The organism is Pseudacidovorax sp. NFM-22, from assembly GCF_021401245.1.
Classification (GTDB): Bacteria; Pseudomonadota; Gammaproteobacteria; order Burkholderiales; family Burkholderiaceae_C; genus Xenophilus.
The window spans coordinates 933,694-949,887 of record NZ_JACBFY010000001.1; the positions used below are offsets into that span (position 1 = coordinate 933,694).

At 69.2% G+C, this 16,194-nt stretch carries 18 protein-coding genes; 16 read left to right on the forward strand and 2 right to left on the reverse strand.

Features of this window, described 5'->3' with window-relative positions; genetic code table 11:
* Positions 1-117 precede the first annotated feature (117 nt).
* The 9 genes from L0984_RS04150 (at position 118) to L0984_RS04190 (ending at position 7,500) form a co-directional block, all read left to right on the forward strand.
* Complete coding sequence (locus tag L0984_RS04150) at positions 118-936, forward strand: GntR family transcriptional regulator (RefSeq protein WP_234192462.1); 819 nt, start codon at positions 118-120, stop codon at positions 934-936.
* On the forward strand, positions 933-1,721 hold the full coding sequence (locus tag L0984_RS04155; protein ID WP_234192463.1) for a transporter substrate-binding domain-containing protein: 789 nt from the start codon (positions 933-935) through the stop codon (positions 1,719-1,721). The genes L0984_RS04150 and L0984_RS04155 overlap by 4 nt, the downstream gene beginning before the upstream one ends.
* A 171-nt stretch (positions 1,722-1,892) precedes the next feature.
* Positions 1,893-2,546, forward strand: coding sequence for an amino acid ABC transporter permease (locus L0984_RS04160; RefSeq protein ID WP_017757454.1), 654 nt, complete (start codon positions 1,893-1,895; stop codon positions 2,544-2,546).
* Positions 2,547-2,558: 12 nt separating this feature from the next.
* Positions 2,559-3,212 (forward strand): amino acid ABC transporter permease, encoded by a 654-nt coding sequence (locus tag L0984_RS04165; RefSeq protein ID WP_234192464.1) that lies wholly within the window; start codon positions 2,559-2,561, stop codon positions 3,210-3,212.
* Positions 3,196-3,972 carry an amino acid ABC transporter ATP-binding protein gene (locus L0984_RS04170; protein ID WP_114803581.1) on the forward strand — a complete coding sequence of 259 codons (777 nt, stop codon included), beginning with the start codon at positions 3,196-3,198 and terminating at the stop codon, positions 3,970-3,972. Before L0984_RS04165 ends, L0984_RS04170 begins: the two co-directional genes overlap by 17 nt.
* A gap of 227 nt (positions 3,973-4,199) precedes the next feature.
* The gene (locus L0984_RS04175; protein ID WP_234192465.1) at positions 4,200-5,189 is read left to right on the forward strand and encodes a Bug family tripartite tricarboxylate transporter substrate binding protein; all 990 of its coding nucleotides are present in this window, start codon (positions 4,200-4,202) and stop codon (positions 5,187-5,189) included.
* Positions 5,190-5,339: 150 nt separating this feature from the next.
* Positions 5,340-5,921, forward strand: a complete 582-nt coding sequence (locus tag L0984_RS04180) for a DUF1439 domain-containing protein (RefSeq protein WP_234192466.1) — start codon at positions 5,340-5,342, stop codon at positions 5,919-5,921.
* 156 nt (positions 5,922-6,077) lie between these two features.
* Positions 6,078-7,127, forward strand: a complete 1,050-nt coding sequence (locus L0984_RS04185) for a glycerophosphodiester phosphodiesterase (protein WP_234192467.1) — start codon at positions 6,078-6,080, stop codon at positions 7,125-7,127.
* 52 nt (positions 7,128-7,179) lie between these two features.
* Positions 7,180-7,500, forward strand: a complete 321-nt coding sequence (locus L0984_RS04190) for a hypothetical protein (protein WP_234192468.1) — start codon at positions 7,180-7,182, stop codon at positions 7,498-7,500.
* On the opposite strand, the gene L0984_RS04195 is transcribed toward L0984_RS04190, so the two are convergent.
* Together L0984_RS04195 and L0984_RS04200 are read right to left on the reverse strand one after the other, a co-directional pair.
* The gene (locus L0984_RS04195) at positions 7,484-7,966 is read right to left on the reverse strand and encodes an aromatic-ring-hydroxylating dioxygenase subunit beta (protein ID WP_234192469.1); all 483 of its coding nucleotides are present in this window, start codon (positions 7,964-7,966) and stop codon (positions 7,484-7,486) included. The two genes, L0984_RS04190 and L0984_RS04195, sit on opposite strands and share 17 nt — an antisense overlap.
* The gene (locus L0984_RS04200; protein WP_234192470.1) at positions 7,963-9,321 is read right to left on the reverse strand and encodes an aromatic ring-hydroxylating dioxygenase subunit alpha; all 1,359 of its coding nucleotides are present in this window, start codon (positions 9,319-9,321) and stop codon (positions 7,963-7,965) included. Before L0984_RS04200 ends, L0984_RS04195 begins: the two co-directional genes overlap by 4 nt.
* A gap of 108 nt (positions 9,322-9,429) precedes the next feature.
* Between L0984_RS04200 and L0984_RS04205 the strand changes: the two genes are divergently transcribed.
* From L0984_RS04205 to L0984_RS04235, 7 genes are all read left to right on the forward strand, one after another.
* The gene (locus L0984_RS04205) at positions 9,430-10,335 is read left to right on the forward strand and encodes a LysR family transcriptional regulator (protein WP_234192471.1); all 906 of its coding nucleotides are present in this window, start codon (positions 9,430-9,432) and stop codon (positions 10,333-10,335) included.
* A 43-nt stretch (positions 10,336-10,378) separates the two neighbouring features.
* Entirely contained in the window at positions 10,379-11,065 is a 687-nt protein-coding gene (locus tag L0984_RS04210; protein ID WP_234192472.1) for a substrate-binding domain-containing protein, read from the forward strand.
* Positions 11,066-11,428: 363 nt separating this feature from the next.
* Positions 11,429-11,620: a hypothetical protein gene (locus L0984_RS04215; RefSeq protein WP_234192473.1), complete on the forward strand. Its 192-nt coding sequence runs from the start codon at positions 11,429-11,431 to the stop codon at positions 11,618-11,620.
* A 289-nt stretch (positions 11,621-11,909) separates the two neighbouring features.
* On the forward strand, positions 11,910-14,609 hold the full coding sequence (locus L0984_RS04220) for a response regulator (RefSeq protein ID WP_234192474.1): 2,700 nt from the start codon (positions 11,910-11,912) through the stop codon (positions 14,607-14,609).
* A 67-nt stretch (positions 14,610-14,676) separates the two neighbouring features.
* A complete protein-coding gene (locus L0984_RS04225; protein WP_234192475.1) occupies positions 14,677-14,988 on the forward strand; it encodes a GNAT family N-acetyltransferase in 312 nt (103 codons plus the stop codon).
* Between the two features lie 55 nt (positions 14,989-15,043).
* Positions 15,044-15,283 (forward strand): hypothetical protein, encoded by a 240-nt coding sequence (locus tag L0984_RS04230; protein ID WP_234192476.1) that lies wholly within the window; start codon positions 15,044-15,046, stop codon positions 15,281-15,283.
* 189 nt (positions 15,284-15,472) lie between these two features.
* Positions 15,473-15,931, forward strand: a complete 459-nt coding sequence (locus L0984_RS04235) for a ferritin-like domain-containing protein (protein ID WP_234192477.1) — start codon at positions 15,473-15,475, stop codon at positions 15,929-15,931.
* The last annotated feature ends 263 nt before the right edge of the window (positions 15,932-16,194 follow it).

The window sequence follows — 16,194 nt, forward strand, 5'->3', positions numbered from 1 at the left end:
GCGTGCGGCCCTCGCATGGCCGTGGTGCACGCCAGGGCGGTTCATCCCAGGAATGAACCACATTCGTGCGTCAGGCTTGCATACCAGATTGGCATGCTTCGTGCTCGCCCTCCGGCCATGGCGATCTCGTCCACCGACATCAGCAACCGCATCGTCGAAGCGGTCCTGGCGCAGAAGCTGGCGCCCGGCTCCCGTCTGGGCGAGCAGGAGCTGGCGCTGCTCTTCGACTGCAGCCGCACCATCGTGCGCGAGGCACTCACCCGCCTGGCGGCACGCGGCATCGTCACGGTGAGCGCTCGCCGCGGCTGGTACCTGATCGAGCCCTCGCAGGACGAGGCGCGCGAAGCCTTCGAGGCCCGCCGCGTGATCGAGACCGGCCTGATCCGCCAGAGCGCCAGCGGCGTGCGCAAGGAGGCCCTCAAGCGCCTCAAGCTACACCTGCAGCAGGAAAAGGCCGCCCTGCGGCAGGACGACATCGGCAAGCGCAGCTACCTGCTGGGCGACTTCCACGTCTGCCTGGCCGACTGCCTGGGCAACTCGCTGCTGGCCGACACCCTGCGCGACTACACCGCCCGCACCACGCTGATCGCGATGCGCTACCAGTCCACCCACGATGCCGAGCAGTCCTGCGAGGACCACGTGCGCATCGTCGAGGCCCTGGAGCGCGGCGCCATCGCCGAGGCCGAGGCGCTGATGGCCGAGCACATCGGCACCGTGCAGGCCGCCCTGAGCGTCTCCACCGCGCCCGACCCGCTGGCGCGCCTGCGCGAAGCCCTGGCGCCCGTGCGGGCGGCCAACGCCAACCCCGACGCCGCCGCCCCCTCGGCACAGCTTTTGCGAACCACCCCGTCCAAGGCCGCTGCGCGCAAGCGCGGCGCCGCCGGCGGCCCCGATTCCTCCGACGACTCCTCCACCTACCTGGGAAAGCTTCTATGACGCCCTCCAAACGCCTCTTCACCCTCGGCCTGGCCGCCGCCGCCCTGTTCGCCGGTGCGGCGCATGCCCAAAGCGCGCTGGACAACGTGCTCAAGTCCAAGACGCTGAAGGTGGCCATTCCCACCGACTACCCGCCCTACGGCTTCGTCGGCACCGACATGGCGCCCCAGGGCCTGGACATCGACATGGCCAAGCTGATCGCCGCCAAGATGGGCGTCAAGCTCGAACTGGTGCCCGTGACCAGCGCCAACCGCATTCCCTACCTCCAGACCAAGAAGGCCGACCTGGTCATCAGCACGCTGGGCAAGAACGCCGAGCGCGAGAAGGTCATCGACTTCAGCTCGGCCTATGCGCCCTTCTTCCAGGGCGTGTTCGCCAAGAAGACCGCCGCCATCAAGGACTTCAAGGACCTGACCGGCATGACCGTGGCCGTGACCCGCGGCGCCATGGAAGACCAGGAACTGAACAAGGTGGCGCCGAGCGGCGTGGACTACCGCCGCTTCGAGGACAACAACGCCACCGTCGCCGCCTACGTGGCCGGCCAGACGCAGGTGATCGCCATGAGCGGCGCCGTGGCCGCCGAGATGATCCGCAAGAACCCGCAGATCAACACCGAGTTCAAGCTGCTGCTCAAGGACAGCCCCTGCTTCGTGGGCATCGCCAAGGGCGAGGATGCGCTCAAGGCCAAGGTGAACGAGATCATCGCCGCCGCCAAGAAGGACGGCACGCTGGACAAGATGTCCAAGCAGTGGCTCGGAAAAGCCGCTGGCGACCTGCCGGTGTAAAGCCCACCCCCGTTGCTTGCTCACTTCGTGTAGCCGCCTCCCCCCTCAAGGGGGCGCACCCAGCGGCCTGGCAAAGCCAGTTCCGCGGGTGCTCCCGAACAGGCTGCGCTTCGCTTGCCCTTGCCAATGGCGACTCGCGAGGCAGGTCTCCCTCGTTTCTCAGGGCCTTCCATGACTTTTGACTTCTGGGCCATCCTTTCGGAATGGCCGCTGCTCCTCAAGGGGGTGGCGTGGACCCTCGGGCTCACGGCCATCGCCACCGTGATCGGCATGGCGCTGGGCATCGGCTGCGCCTGGGCGCGGGCCTGGGGGCCGGGCTGGCTGCGCTGGGTGGTGGGCACCTATGTGGAGCTCATCCGCAACACGCCCTTCATCGTGCAGCTGTTCTTCATCTTCTTCGGCCTGCCGGCCGCGGGGGTGAAGCTCACGCCCGAGGTGGCGTCGATCATCGCCATGGTGCTCAACCTGGGCGCCTATGCCACCGAGATCATCCGCGCCGGCGTGGAGGCCACGCCCAAGGGCCAGATCGAGGCCGCCGCCAGCCTGGCGCTGACGCGGGCCCAGACCTTCCTGCGCGTGGTGCTGCCGCCCGCCATGAAGAAGGTGTGGCCGGCCATGGTCAGCCAGATCATCATCGTCATGCTGGGCTCGGCGGTCTGCGGCCAGATCTCGGTCGAGGAGCTGAGCTACGCCGCCAACCTCATCCAGAGCCGCAACTTCCGCGCCTTCGAGGCCTTCATCGTCGCCACGGCCATCTACCTGCTGCTGGCCGTCGGCGCGCGGCGCCTGTTCAACTGGGCCGGCCCCCGGTTCTTCGGCCGCTGAAGGAGCACCACGATGGTCGAATTCACCCTCTGGGACATCCTTCGCAACCTGCTGCTGGCCGCGCGCTGGACGGTGGTGCTGTCGCTGATCGCCTTCATCGGTGGCGGCATCGTCGGCGGCCTGCTGCTGGCGGCACGCCTGCGCGGCGGCAACGCCGTGCAGCGGCTCATCGGCGGCTATGTGCAGCTCTTCCAGGGCACGCCGCTGCTGATGCAGCTCTTCCTGGCCTACTTCGGCATCGCGCTCTTCGGCATCGACGTGTCGCCGTGGACCTCGGCCGCCTTCGCCCTCACGCTCTACACCAGCGCTTTCCTCGCCGAGATCTGGCGCGGCTGCGTGGCCGCCATTCCGCGCGGCCAGTGGGAGGCGTCCTCCAGCCTGGCGCTGAACTTCGGCGAGCAGATGCGCCACGTGATCCTGCCGCAGGCGGTCAAGATCGCCATCGCGCCGACGGTCGGCTTCCTGGTGCAGGTCATCAAGGGCACGGCGCTGGCCTCGGTCATCGGCTTCGTGGAGCTGACCAAGGCCGGCGGCATGATCGCCAACGCCACCTTCCGCCCCTTCACCGTGTTCGCCTGCGTGGCGCTCATGTACTTCGCGCTGTGCTTCCCCGTCAGCCTCTACGCCAAGCATCTCGAAAGAAAGACCCATGGCCGCCGTTCCTGAAACCCACGCCCATGTCGAGCCCGGCGCGCCCATCGTGCGCATCACGGCGCTCAAGAAGTCCTACGGCAGCAACCAGGTGCTCAAGGGCATCGACCTGGAGGTGGCGCGCGGCGAGGTGATCGCCATCATCGGCAAGAGCGGCTCGGGCAAGAGCACGCTGCTGCGCTGCATCAACGGGCTGGAGGAGTTCCAGGAGGGTTCGCTCACCGTGGATGCCAAGCCGCTGCTGCACGACAGCGCCATGGCCATGCGCGAGCTGCGCCAGCGCGTGGGCATGATCTTCCAGAGCTTCAACCTCTTCCCGCACCTGTCGGTGGGCCGCAACGTGATGCTGGCGCCCACGCTGGTCAAGAAGAAGAACAAGGCCGAAACCGAGGCGCAGGCCCGCAAGCTGCTCGCCCGCGTCGGCTTGGCCGAGAAGTTCGACGCCATGCCCGACCAGCTCTCCGGCGGCCAGCAGCAGCGCGTGGCCATCGCCCGCGCGCTGGCCATGGAGCCTGCCGTGCTGCTGTGCGACGAGATCACCTCCGCCCTCGACCCCGAGCTGGTGGGCGAAGTGCTGCGCGTGGTGGAGTCGCTGGCCGACGAGGGCATGACACTGCTCATGGTCACGCACGAGATGAACTTCGCCCGCAAGGTGAGCGACCGCGTGATCTTCATGCACCAGGGCCGCGTGCACGAGATGGGCCCGCCGGCCGAGCTGTTCGGCAATCCGCAGACGGCGGAGCTGAAGCAGTTCCTCTCGTCGCTGCACGACTGAGCGACTGTCACGGGCGGCAGAGGCCGCTCACTATCATCGGCGCCTTCAGAAGGTGTGAATGAATCCGGCGTGGCCGAGCGGGCTGCAAAAACGCGGCCAATCAAGGCGCAAAGCGCAGCCATAGCTCGGGCTATGGCGAGCATTTGCAACGCAGAGTGGCCGTGTTTTGGCAGGACGAGCGGACATGGCGGGTTCGTTCACACCTTCGCAGAAGAACGGAGACGCCGATGAAGCAAGAGCACCGCACCTTTCGCCGCCGCGGCCTGGCCGCCCTGCTGGGCGCGCTGGCCCTGGGCACCAGCCTGGTCGCGCAGGCCGCCTTTCCCGACAAGCCGCTGAAGATCGTCATCGGCTTTCCCGCCGGCGGGCCGCTCGACCAGCATGCGCGCCTGCTCACCGACCGGCTGCAGGCCGTGCTGGGCCAGCCGGTGCTGGTGGACTACAAGCCCGGCGCGGGCGGCTCGGTCGGCGCCGACTTCGTCGCCAAGAGCCCGGCCGACGGCTACACGCTCATGCTGGCCAACACCGGCGTGGCGGTGATCAACGGCGCGCTCTACCGCAACCTGCCCTACAACACGCTGCGCGACTTCACGCCCGTGGCCCGCACGGCCATGCAGCCGCTGGCGCTGCTGGTCAACAACAACGTGCCCGCGAAGACGCTGGGCGAGTTCATCCAGTACGCCAAGGCGAGGCCGGGGCAGATCAACTACGGCTCCGCCGGCAACGGCGGCATCAGCCACCTGGTGCCGGAGATGTTCAAGAGCGCCGCCGGCATCTTCATGGTCCACATCCCCTACCGCGGCAGTGCGCCGGCCTTCACCGACCTGATGGGCGGGCAGGTGCAGTTCATGGCCGAGTCCATTCCCCAGGCCGCGAGCTACCACAAGCAGGGCAAGGTGCGCGCCCTGGCCGTGACCAGCCGCGAGCGCAACCCGGCGCTGCCGGACATCCCGACCGCCATCGAGGCCGGACTCAAGGGCTTCGAGGTGGTGGGCTTCTACGGCTTCTTCGTGCCGGACGGCACACCCCGGGAGGTGGTCGACAGGCTGAGCGGCGCCTTCCAGCAGGTGCTGGCCCAGCCCGACCTGAGGAGCCGCATGGTGAGCCAGGGTGCGGATCCGGCTTTCCTTGGCAGCGCGGACTTCGGTCGCTTCCTGCAGGCGGAAACGCCGCGCTGGGCGGCGGCGGTGAAGGCGTCGGGCGCGCGGCTGGATTGAACACAGGGGCGGCCCCCTCGGCCCCGCCGGCCGCCCGATGCCACGCGCACATTCCGCCGCACGCCCCTTGATCGAACGAGCGCGAAACATGCGGACACCACCTCTTCGACGGTCGAGGAACCCATCCCCGGCCCCACCTTCCAACCTCGCATGACGCAACCCGAACTCGCCGCACGCCGCCGCCTGCTCGCCAGCGGCGGCGCCCTGCTCCTGCTGGGAGCCGCGCCGCTGCGCAGCGCCTGGGCCGGCTTCAACTTCTTCACCAGCGAATACACCGCCTCGCGCGAGGAACTGCAGGCCCAGGTGGCGAAGAAATTCCCCCTGCGCCAGAGCGCCGGCGGCCTACTGGACGTCACGCTGCGCGACCCGCGGCTGGACCTGGACCCGGGCGCCAACCGCGCGATGCTGACCACCGCCGTGACCATCACCAGCCCCTTTCTCAACCCCTCGCAGGTGGGCGGCCAGGTGGCCGTGAGCAGCCTGCTGCGCTACGACCCCGAGACGCTGAGCCTGCGCCTGGACCAGCCGCGCGCCGAGCGCGTGGTGTTCGACGGCGTGGGTGGCCAGGACGCCGTGCGCCTGCAGCGCGCGGGCGCCGCCGTCGCGCAGGAACTGCTGCAGGGCCAGGCCCTGCATACCTTCCGCAAGGAAGACCTGACCGTCGGCCGCAAGACCTACGAGATCGGCGACATCACCATGCTGGCGGACGGCATCAAAGTGCAGCTCCGATAGCGTGCGCAGCACGCAGCCACGCACGCTTCGCCGTGGCCGCGTGTCAGGGGCACCGCACGGGTGCGTCCCCGCTGTGCGCCACGTGGCCCGTGCCCCAGGGCAAACCCCGCTGCCTGCGCGGCACCCTCCGTCATCGTCGAAGAACAGAATCGCCGCATGCCTTCGTCCCTGCCCACCGCCCTCTCCCGCCGCACGTTGCTCGGCCGCGGCGCCCTCGTCCTGCTGCCCGCCTTCGCCAGCCTGGCTGCCTGCCGGGCTGTGCCCAAGGCGCCTGAGCAGCGCTTGCTCGACCTGCAGGCGCATCGCGGTGGCCGCGGCCTCGCGCCCGAGAACACGCTGGCCGCCTTCGACCACGCGATCAGCCTCGGCGTCACCACCCTGGAACTGGACATCGGCCTCACGGCCGACGGCGTCGCCGTGGTCTCGCACGACACCGCCCTCAACCCCGACCATACGCGCGACGCCCAGGGCCGCTGGCTGAGCGCCACCGGCCCGGCCATCCACCAGCTGACCTTGGCCCAGCTCAAGACCTATGACGTGGGCCGGCTGAACCCGAACACCAAGTACGGCCAGCAGTTCCCCACCCAGGTGCCGCGCGACGGCGAGCGCATCCCCACGCTGGCCGAACTGTTCGCACTGGCCGAGCGGCGCGGGGCGAGCCAGATCAGTTTCAACATCGAGACCAAGGTCGATCCCACCAAGCCTGCCGAAACCGCGTCGCCCGAAGCCATCACCGACGCCATCCTGGCCGAGGCGCGGCGCGCCGGGCGCCTCTCTCACGTGACGTTGCAGAGCTTCGACTGGCGCAGCCTGGTGTATGCCCAGACGCGCGAACCCCGCCTCTGGCGCGCCTGGCTCACCAGCCCGCGCACCGTGCAGGACAGCCGCTGGACCGCGGGCCTGCGGCTGGCCGACCATGGCGGCAGCGTACCGCGGCTGATCGATGCCGCATCGCGGCGCGGCAAGGGCCTGTCCATCTGGTCGCCGGCCTTCGCCGATCTGCAGCCGCAGCAGGTGAAGGAGGCCCATGACCTGGACCTGAAGGTGCTGCCCTGGACGGTCAACAACCCCGCCGACATGGCACGACTGATCGACATGGGCGTGGACGGCCTGATCACCGACTATCCCGACCGGCTGCGGGCGCTGATGCAGGAACGCGGCCTGCCGCTGCCGCCTGCGCTGCCCGCACGGCCCGCCTCAGCCTGACCGTTGCAGGCCAAGCCCCCACCGCACCGACATCGAACATCCCGCAGGCCCCATGAACACGACCACCGACGTCGCCACCGCCCAGGACCAGCTCGCCCGGCTCGCTGACCTGCTCGCCGCCACCCGCCGCGATCCGCTGCAACTCGGCCGCCTGTGCGACCACGCCCGCCAGGCCTCTGCCCTGCAGGCCGTCCTGCCGCCGCGCTACGCACCCGTGCTGCTCGACGTGGTGGACCGCCTGGAATCCAGCGCCCTGTTCAGCGAGGAAAGCTGCTCCTTCAGCCAGAAGGACCTGCTGGACAGCCTGCAGCTGTGGGCGGACAAGGCGCAGGGTCTGCTGGCAGAAGGGGTGCCTGCTAGATCGGATAGATGATCGAGTTCGGGATCATCTCGCTGTCGTACACCACCAGCCGCGACGCGAACTTGAGCGCGCCATCGGGCATCCGCACCACCTCGTCGATCGTGCGGCCCACGTTGAACACGGTGGTCAGCTGCGACAGCTTGGTGCGGAAGACGGCGTAGTTGGCCTCGCAGTGGATGCGGCCGTCCACCACCTCGCGCACCAGCGGCGTGCCGACCACGTGGCGCTGGTAGTAGGGGTCGTGGTAGAGCGTCTCGCGGATGCCGTAGACCCGGTCGCGCAGCATGGCCTTGCTCTCGAAGGACAGCGTGGCCAGCGGAAAGCCCCGTTCATGGTTCTCGCGTGGCTGCAGGCGGTAGCGGCAGTCCTCGGTGAAGAACTCCGGCCAGGCGTCCCAGTCTGCCGCGTCGAGCGCGCTGGCGTAGCGGGCATAGAGCTGGCTGAGCGCGAACCAGTCCTCGAAATTGAGCGGGCTCATCGGGCGGCGCTCCCTTCCCCATGGCCGTGGGACGCGTCGCCTTCGGATGCACACGGCGACGGTCGGGGCGCCGCCGCGGCCGGTGGGCCATCCGCACCAGGCGCCTCCATCACACCGCGCCAGTAGTCGTACATGCCGCGGATCAGCGTCTCGGTGACCATGTGGTCTGCATCGCCCACGTCGCGGCCGCCCAGTTCGGCCAGGGCCCGGTGGCCGGGCTTGCTTTCGAAGGCCATCTGCGACAGCTCGATCACCTCGCCGTCGTCGGCGGACACGAAGCCCGCCGGGCCGAAGAGGTTGGCTTGGCGCAGGCGGCGCTGCTGCATCTCCTCGGTGTCGTCCTCGAAGCCGAAGTGCGTCCATTCGAAGAAGAAGGCGCCGTGGCCGTCGGGCTGGATGTGGCGCGTCGAGACGCTGTTGACCTGCTGCTGCAGGATCACGCTGGGGAACAGCGTCGTCATGACGGCAGTCGGGCCGCCCCACCACGACTCCGGCACGATGTCCAGGAAGCGCGCGTCCTCCAGCGACATCTTCTCCTTGAAGCTCGACACCTGCGTCACCTGCGAGGCGGCGCCCTGCTGGCCACGGGTGGAGATCATGGCCGCGTGGCGGTGGCGCTCGTCCATCACCAGCTGCGACTTGTTGTCCGCGCGCCAGAGGCCGAAGGTGACGAACCAGGCGTGCAGCAGGCCGGGGTGGTACGGGTCCTTGATGTTCTCCTGCATCAGCTTCCAGTTGCCGGGAATGCGCTGGCGGTTGTAGCCCAGGATCTTCAGCTTGCGGCCGTTGAAGAGCCGGTCGAACCAGCGCAGGATGACCGGGCCCATGAAGTCCTCCAGCGACTCGACCTCATGGTCGAAGCTGGCGAAGACCACGCCACCGCGCGTGGCCACCTTGAGCTTGGTGAGGCCGTGGTCCTCGGGCTTGAAGTCCTCGGGCATGCCGCCCTGCATCTCACCGGCCTCGTCGCGCACGCCGCGCCGGAAGGGCACGCCCATCAGCTTGCCGGTGAGGTTGTAGTTCCACTGGTGGTAGGGGCAGGTGAAGCTCTTGCGGTTGCCGTGGCGCTCGCGGCAGAAGGCCATGCCGCGGTGGGCGCAGACGTTCTCCACCACATGGATGCTGCCGTCCTGTGCACGCACCAGGATCACCGAGCGCTCGCCGACGGCGGTGCGCTTGAAGTCGCCGGGGTTGGGAATCTCCGCCTCCAGGCCGACGTAGCACCAGTGGCCGCGGTAGAAGAAGCGTTCCAGCTCCTGGCGGTGCAGGTCGTCGCGGGTGTAGGCGGCAAAGGGAATGCGGCTGGTGCCGCCGGCTTCCCAGCGCAGCGGGGCCTCGTGGGGCGCGCTGTTCATGGTGCGTGTCTCCGTCGTTGTCGTAGTGGGGCGCATCATGCGGCCCGGCCCACTATCCACCAATAGAATCTAGTGAATAGGCCCCATCACCATCGTCAATAACACGCCATGGACCTCAAGCAGCTCGACCTGAATCTGCTGCTGGTGTTCAACCAGCTGCTGGCCGAGCGCAGCGTCTCGGGCGCGGCGCGGGCGCTGGGGCTGAGCCAGCCCGCCGTGAGCAACGCGCTGGCGCGGCTGCGCAAGGCGGTGGGCGATGAGCTCTTCCTGCGCACCTCGCGCGGCATGGAGCCCACGCCGCGCGCCGTGCAACTGGCCGAGCCGGTGGCCGCCGCGCTGCAGCTGCTGCAGGGCGCGCTGCGGCAGGACCAGGGCTTCGACCCCGCCACCAGCAGCCGCGCCTTCACCATCGGCATGACCGACATCGGCGAGATCTACTTCCTGCCCGGCCTCATGGAAGCCCTGGCCGAGGCCGCCCCCGGCGTGACCGTGAGCACCGTGCGCAACACCGCGGTGCAACTCAAGGACGAGATGGAGTCCGGCCATGTGGACCTGGCCCTGGGCCTGCTGCCGCAGCTGCGCACCGGCTTCTTTCAGCGGCGTCTGTTCACCCAGCGCTATGTGTGCCTGATGCGCCAGGGCCATCCGCTGGACAAGCGCCGCATCGGCCTGCGCGAATTCAGCGCGGCCGAGCACCTGGCCGTGGTTTCCGCGGGCACCGGCCACGGCGTGGTGGAGGACGAACTGGCCCGCCAGGGCATCGAACGCCGGGTGCGGCTGACGGTGCCGCACTTCGTGGCCCTGGGACACATCCTGGCCGGCACCGACATGATCGCCACCGTGCCCGAGCGGCTGGCCCAGCGCATGGCCGGGCCCTTCGGCCTGCGCTGGCTGGCGCACCCGGCGCCGCTGCCCGAGATCGGCATCCACCTGCTGTGGCACGCGCGCCTGCACCGCGAGCCGGCCAACCAGTGGCTGCGGCAGCTGATCGCCACGCGCTTCGGCGACGGCTGACACAATCCGCCGTTCATCCGACAACCCCTCATCGACCCGCAGCATGACCGCCCCCCTGACGCTCATCTCTTCCATGGCCACCCGGCAGATCCTGAACGACCTGGCGGCCGACTACGAACGCAGCACCGGCCAGGCGGTGAAGGTGGAATCGGTGGGCGGCGTGGATGCCGCCAAGCGCGTGCAGGCCAGCGAGGTCTTCGACCTGGTGGTGCTGGCGGCCAACGCCATCGACCAGTTGGCCGCCGCCGGCAAGACGGCCGGCCCGCGCAAGGACCTGGTGACCTCGGGCGTGGCGGTGGCCGTGAAGGCCGGCGCGCCGCGGCCGGCCATCGACAGCGAAGAAGCCGTCAAGCAGGCCGTGCTGGGCGCGCAGAGCCTGGCCTACTCCACCGGCCCCAGCGGCGTGCAATTGGCCAAGCTCTTCGAGCGCTGGGGCATCGCCGCCGAGATCCAGCCGCGCATCGTCACCGCGCCGCCCGGCGTGCCCGTGGGCAGCCTCGTGGCCAAGGGCGAGGTGGCGCTGGGCTTCCAGCAGCTGAGCGAAATGCTGAACCTCGAAGGCATCGACATCCTGGGCCCGTTGCCGGACGCGATCCAGATCGTCACCACCTTCTCGGGTGCCGTGGCGGCCACCAGCACGCGGGCGGGCGAGGCCCAGGCGGTGCTCGACTTCATGGCCGGCCCCGAGGCCGCCGGCGCCATCCGTCGCCAAGGGATGGAGCCGGCCTGAGGCCATCCGCATCGGTGGCACGCCCACGCCGGGCGGTATTCGGGACCGTCGATCCCCGTTTCCGCCAGGCCTTGACCGACGAGGCCGGCGGCCGAATTGAGCCGACGGCCCTTCCCGCTTTTCCAATTCCTTTTTCCGATAGGGGTCCGCCGCCGTTCGCGGCGAGGCCAGCCACGACCTGGGGCGGCGTCTGGCGGCAATCCAGCCAAACGCGCAGAAGAGGAATTAATTCACCAGCCTTTTCATTACCTTGACAAAAGATTTCATTGATTGACTGAATGCGCGTGGGCCGCGCTTCATACTGGGGGGCGGCCCCGCGCAGATCGATGGCCGCAGACGCCCGCTTCCCTTGAACCGCCATCGATGACCCTGCTGGGCTTCCAGAAAATGCCGGCCGAACAATTCATGATCCTGACCATCAGTTTTGTCTTGGCGGTCGTTCTTTTCTTCATCAGTGCCGAAGAAAGAAATACGGTGCAGAAGGTGGTCGCGTTATTGATCAGCCTGTGCTTTTCGCTGGCGATCTATTGCTGGACGTCGCTGCACCGGCCCTGAAGATGCGCGCCCCGCCGCGCACGCACTGCACACGCTGCGGGCCGCTGCGCATCCGGCCCACCTCCCCTGCCGCGGGGTGCCCGCAACGGCGCGAGGCCCTGGCGCCCGAGGCCCCGCTCCGCGCACCGGCCCTGGGCCCGAACACCCCGCGTGTCGCGGCCTTGTCCGTCAAGATGACCGCTTTCGGCTGACGAGAATCCCGCGGCGCGCTGCGCGCCACGACGCTGACGGACGGGTGAGGACCCACGCCGGCTGTCCCTCCTGCGCTTCCCCACCACCGACAGCCGATATGCCGAACGTCTCCACCGTCCAGCCGTCCCTTTCAGAAGCCTCGGGCCACCCTGCGTCCGACAGCACGGTCTGGCCGCCGGCCGGCGGCGAATGCGGAGCGCTGATCCGCAGACGGGCCTGGGCGAACACCCCGCTGGGCGCCGTGGAGACTTGGTCGCCGGCGCTGCGGACCACGGTCTCCAACATCGTCAACTCGCCCGTGCCCAAGGTGCTGATGTGGGGCACCGACCATGTGATGCTCTACAACGACGCCTACCGGGCTGTGCTGGGCACGCAGCATCCCGATGCACTGGGCCGGACGACGATGGAGGTGTGGCCCGAGATCGCCGAATGGAACCGGGAGGTGCTGCAACGCTGCCTTGGCGGCGAGATCGTCTGCTTCCGCGAACACGCGATGACGCTGATGCGCGAGGACGGGCCGCAGCAGCATGTCTTCGACCTTTTCTACACGCCGGTGTACGAAGCCGCGGACGCGGCGGCCGGCGTCATGTGCACGGTCCTCGACGTGACCGACCGGGCGCGGCAGGAAGCGGCGCTGCGCGTGGGCAACCGGCGCTTTCGCACGGCGATGGACGCCGTCCATGGCGTGCTCTGGACCAACAGCGCCGACGGCCGGATGACCGGCGAACAGCCGGGCTGGGCCGCGCTCACCGGGCAGACCCAGCAGGAATACGAAGGCTACGGCTGGGCCGACGCCCTGCATCCGGACGATGCGCAGGGCGCCATCGCCACCTGGAATGCGGCGGTCGAAGGCCGCGCCATGTTCGTCCACGAGCACCGGGTGCGCCGCAGCGACGGCGCCTGGCGCAACTTCGCCGTGCGCGGCCTGCCCATCCTGCGCGAGGACGGCAGCATCGACGAATGGGTGGGCGTGCACACCGACATCACCGAGCAGCGGGCCGCGGAACGCAGCCTGGTGGCCCAGGCCACGGCACTGGCCGCCCAGGTGCGCCACCGCGAACGCGCCGAAGAGCAACTGCGCCTGCTCAACGAGAACCTCGAGGCACGCGTCATCGCCGAGATCGACGAGCGCCGGCAGGCCGAGGCCAAGCTCGCGCAGGCGCAGAAGCTGGAATCCATCGGCAAGCTCACCGGCGGCGTGGCCCACGACTTCAACAACCTGCTGCAGGTCATCTCGGGCAGCCTGCACCTCCTCTCCAAGGACATCGCCGGCAACGAGCGCGCGCAGCGGCTGGTGGCCAATGCCATGGCCGGCGTCTCGCGCGGCGCCAAGCTGGCGGCCCAGTTGCTGGCCTTCGGCCGGCGCCAGCCGCTGGAGCCGCGCGTGGTCAACGCCACGCGCATGGTGCAGGGCATGGACGACATGCTGCGCCGCGCCCTGGGCGGTGCGATCGAGATCGAGACCGTGCTCGGCGGCGGCCTGTGGAACACCTTCGTCGATCCGACGCAGATCGAGAACGCCGTGCTCAACCTCGCCATCAACGCACGCGACGCGATGAACGGCTCAGGCCGGCTCACCATCGAACTGGCCAACGTGCATCTGGACGAGGCCTATGCGCGCCAGCACGACGAGGTCGCGCCAGGACAGTACGTGATGCTGGCCGTGTCGGACACGGGCGCCGGCATGCCGCCGGAGGTGATCGCCCGGGCCTTCGAGCCCTTCTTCTCCACCAAGCCGGAAGGCAAGGGATCGGGCCTGGGCCTGTCGATGGTGTACGGCTTCGTCAAGCAGTCCAACGGCCACATCAAGATCTATTCGGAAGTCGGGCACGGCACCACCGTGAAGGTGTTCCTGCCGCGCGCCATGCAGGCGGAGGATGTCGCGGTGCGACTGGACGCCGGCGCCGTCGAAGGCGGCACCGAGGTCGTGCTGGTGGTGGAGGACGACGCCGAGGTGCGCGAGGTGGTCGTGGCCATGCTGGCCGACCTGGGCTACCGGGTGCTGCAGGCGTCCGATGCCTCCAAGGGCCTGGCGGTCATCGAGAGCGGCATTCCGGTCGACCTGCTCTTCACCGACGTCGTGATGCCCGGCCCGCTCAAGAGCCCCGAGATGGCGCGGCAGGCCCGTCAGCGCATTCCGGACCTGGCGGTGCTCTTCACCTCGGGCTACACCGAGAACTCCATCGTCCACGGCGGCCGGCTGGATGCCGGCGTGGAACTGCTGTCCAAGCCCTATTCGCGCGAGGCCCTGGCGCGCAAGGTGCGCCACCTGCTCGGCAACCGGGCGCAGCGGCAGGCCGCCGCGCCCGCAGCCCCTGCGCCCTCCAGTGCCGCTTCGGCCTCCGCATCGACGGCAGACCGGCCCACCGCGGCGAGCGCCCCGGCCCGCCCCAGCGCCGGCGTCGTGCTGCTGGTCGAAGACGATCCGCTGATCCGCGTGACCTCGGCCGCGATGCTCACCGACGCGGGCTATGCCGTGGTCGAAGCCGGCAGCGCCGAGGAAGCGGAGGCCCTGGCGCAACGCCACCGTCCGCAGGTCATGGTGACCGACATCAACCTGCCCGGCGCCTCGGGCACCGAACTGGCCGCGGCCCTGCGCACGCAGGTGCCCGAGCTGGTCACGATCTTCGCCAGCGGCGACGCCTCGCCCCTGTTGCGCGGCGAGCTCAGCGGCAGCCTGATCCTGGCCAAGCCCTATACCTCCGCGGCGCTGGTCTCGGCCGTGAAGGCGGCGCTCGAGCCCGCGCCGCCGGCGCAGGCCGCCGCGACGTCTGCCTCGGCCGACGGACGCCACTGATGTCGCGCGGCGCCGGCACGGCGCTCGGCGATGATGGTCGGCCCCCTTTCGGCCGCAAGGAGCCCGCATGACGCAGACCCCCACCCTTCGCAAGAACGAAGCCGCCCACCGCTACGAGATCCTGCTGGGCGACACGCTGGCCGGCTTCAGCGAATACAACGTCCTGGCCAATGGGCTGGTGTTCACCCATACCGAGATCCTCCCCGAGTTCGAGGGCCGCGGCCTGAGCTCCACGCTGGTGCGCCATGCGCTGGAGGATGTGCGGGCGCTGGGCACGCGCGTGATCCCGGTCTGCCCTTTCGTGGCGGCCTTCCTGCGCAAGCATCCCGAGTTCCACGACCTCATCGCACCGGAAAGCCGCCGCGCCTTCGGCATCTGAGCCCGGCTCGCACGAAGCTTGCTTGGCGGCGTGCACCACTCGCCCCAGCACCGCCATGACAGACACCGCCACGCCCACCCCGCCCGATGAAGCCGCCCAGTTCGAAGTGGTGGTCGACGAAATCCTGGCCCACCTGCGGGAGCGCAGCTTCTTCGTCTCGCGCATCACCCTGCGCAACGGGCTGTTGGCCTATGCGCAGCGGGAGGGCGTGACACCGTTGAGCGGCGCACGGGTGGCGGACGAACTCATGCGGCTGCACATGATCAGCCCGACCGAACTGCTGCAACTCTCCTGATCCGCGCACCGGGCTCCGACAACGCCCCTGCGCCTGGCGGGCAGTGCCAAGGCCCCTGCACCTACAGCGGGGCGCGCGGCCCGACGACGGTCCGGGCGAGCGCACCCTTCAACCATGGCGGTTCCGCAGCCGAGGAGAGGTCATCCCTCCTCTCGGCCACCGATCCACCCATTGAAGAAGGAGCCCACCATGGCCCAGACCACCACCGACGTCATCGACACCCTGAACGACCTGCTGGAAAACTCGCGCGACGGCGAATACGGCTTCCGCCTCTGCGCCGAAGAGGTCGAGAACAGCAGCCTGCGCACCACCTTCGCCAACCGCGCCACCGAATGTGCGCAGGCCGCTCGCGAACTGGAAGAACTCGTCGTTCGCCTGGGTGGCAAGCCCGCCGACGGCGGCACCGCCTCGGGCGCCCTGCACCGCGGCTGGGTGCACGTGAAGGGCGCCGTGGGCGCCAACAGCGAAGAGTCCATGCTCAACGAGTGCGAGCGCGGCGAAGACGCCGCCGTGGCCCGCTACCGCAAGGCCCTGCAGCAGGACCTGCCGGCCGATGTGCGTGCACTGATCGAGCGCCAAGCCCAGGGCGCCCAGAAGAACCACGACCAGATCAAGAGCCTGCGCGACCAGGTCCGCGCTGCCGGCTGATCGCCCGAACGGCCCGGGCCGCGCGAAAGCGCGGCCTCCACTCTGCCGCGCTCACGGCTTCTTGCCCAGGATCGGCTGATCTTGCATCGCGGCACCTGGCGTCCATCGGCGTCTTGCGGCCCCGCCGACGAAGTCCTCCGGACGATTGCATTCGCCGGATTAATTACCCCATTGGATGGCGCAGTTCAGGAAGGGGCGACTGCGGCACCATCACGACGCGACCCTTCGCTCCCCTTCTTCTCGCATGATCGGCCTCAGCTGCG

What these genes read in the sequence shown, in the direction of transcription:
- L0984_RS04180 (WP_234192466.1), top strand. Translation starts at nt 5,340, where the DNA reads ATGACGCAACCCGAACTCGCCGCACGCCGCCGCCTGCTCGCCAGCGGC.
- L0984_RS04215 (WP_234192473.1), top strand. Translation starts at nt 11,429, where the DNA reads ATGACCCTGCTGGGCTTCCAGAAAATGCCGGCCGAACAATTCATGATC.
- L0984_RS04185 (WP_234192467.1), top strand. Translation starts at nt 6,078, where the DNA reads ATGCCTTCGTCCCTGCCCACCGCCCTCTCCCGCCGCACGTTGCTCGGC.
- L0984_RS04190 (WP_234192468.1), top strand. Translation starts at nt 7,180, where the DNA reads ATGAACACGACCACCGACGTCGCCACCGCCCAGGACCAGCTCGCCCGG.
- L0984_RS04160 (WP_017757454.1), top strand. Translation starts at nt 1,893, where the DNA reads ATGACTTTTGACTTCTGGGCCATCCTTTCGGAATGGCCGCTGCTCCTC.
- L0984_RS04150 (WP_234192462.1), top strand. Translation starts at nt 118, where the DNA reads ATGGCGATCTCGTCCACCGACATCAGCAACCGCATCGTCGAAGCGGTC.
- L0984_RS04200 (WP_234192470.1), bottom strand. Translation starts at nt 9,321, where the DNA reads ATGAACAGCGCGCCCCACGAGGCCCCGCTGCGCTGGGAAGCCGGCGGC.
- L0984_RS04155 (WP_234192463.1), top strand. Translation starts at nt 933, where the DNA reads ATGACGCCCTCCAAACGCCTCTTCACCCTCGGCCTGGCCGCCGCCGCC.
- L0984_RS04210 (WP_234192472.1), top strand. Translation starts at nt 10,379, where the DNA reads ATGACCGCCCCCCTGACGCTCATCTCTTCCATGGCCACCCGGCAGATC.
- L0984_RS04220 (WP_234192474.1), top strand. Translation starts at nt 11,910, where the DNA reads ATGCCGAACGTCTCCACCGTCCAGCCGTCCCTTTCAGAAGCCTCGGGC.
- L0984_RS04195 (WP_234192469.1), bottom strand. Translation starts at nt 7,966, where the DNA reads ATGAGCCCGCTCAATTTCGAGGACTGGTTCGCGCTCAGCCAGCTCTAT.
- L0984_RS04230 (WP_234192476.1), top strand. Translation starts at nt 15,044, where the DNA reads ATGACAGACACCGCCACGCCCACCCCGCCCGATGAAGCCGCCCAGTTC.
- L0984_RS04225 (WP_234192475.1), top strand. Translation starts at nt 14,677, where the DNA reads ATGACGCAGACCCCCACCCTTCGCAAGAACGAAGCCGCCCACCGCTAC.
- L0984_RS04175 (WP_234192465.1), top strand. Translation starts at nt 4,200, where the DNA reads ATGAAGCAAGAGCACCGCACCTTTCGCCGCCGCGGCCTGGCCGCCCTG.
- L0984_RS04165 (WP_234192464.1), top strand. Translation starts at nt 2,559, where the DNA reads ATGGTCGAATTCACCCTCTGGGACATCCTTCGCAACCTGCTGCTGGCC.
- L0984_RS04205 (WP_234192471.1), top strand. Translation starts at nt 9,430, where the DNA reads ATGGACCTCAAGCAGCTCGACCTGAATCTGCTGCTGGTGTTCAACCAG.
- L0984_RS04235 (WP_234192477.1), top strand. Translation starts at nt 15,473, where the DNA reads ATGGCCCAGACCACCACCGACGTCATCGACACCCTGAACGACCTGCTG.
- L0984_RS04170 (WP_114803581.1), top strand. Translation starts at nt 3,196, where the DNA reads ATGGCCGCCGTTCCTGAAACCCACGCCCATGTCGAGCCCGGCGCGCCC.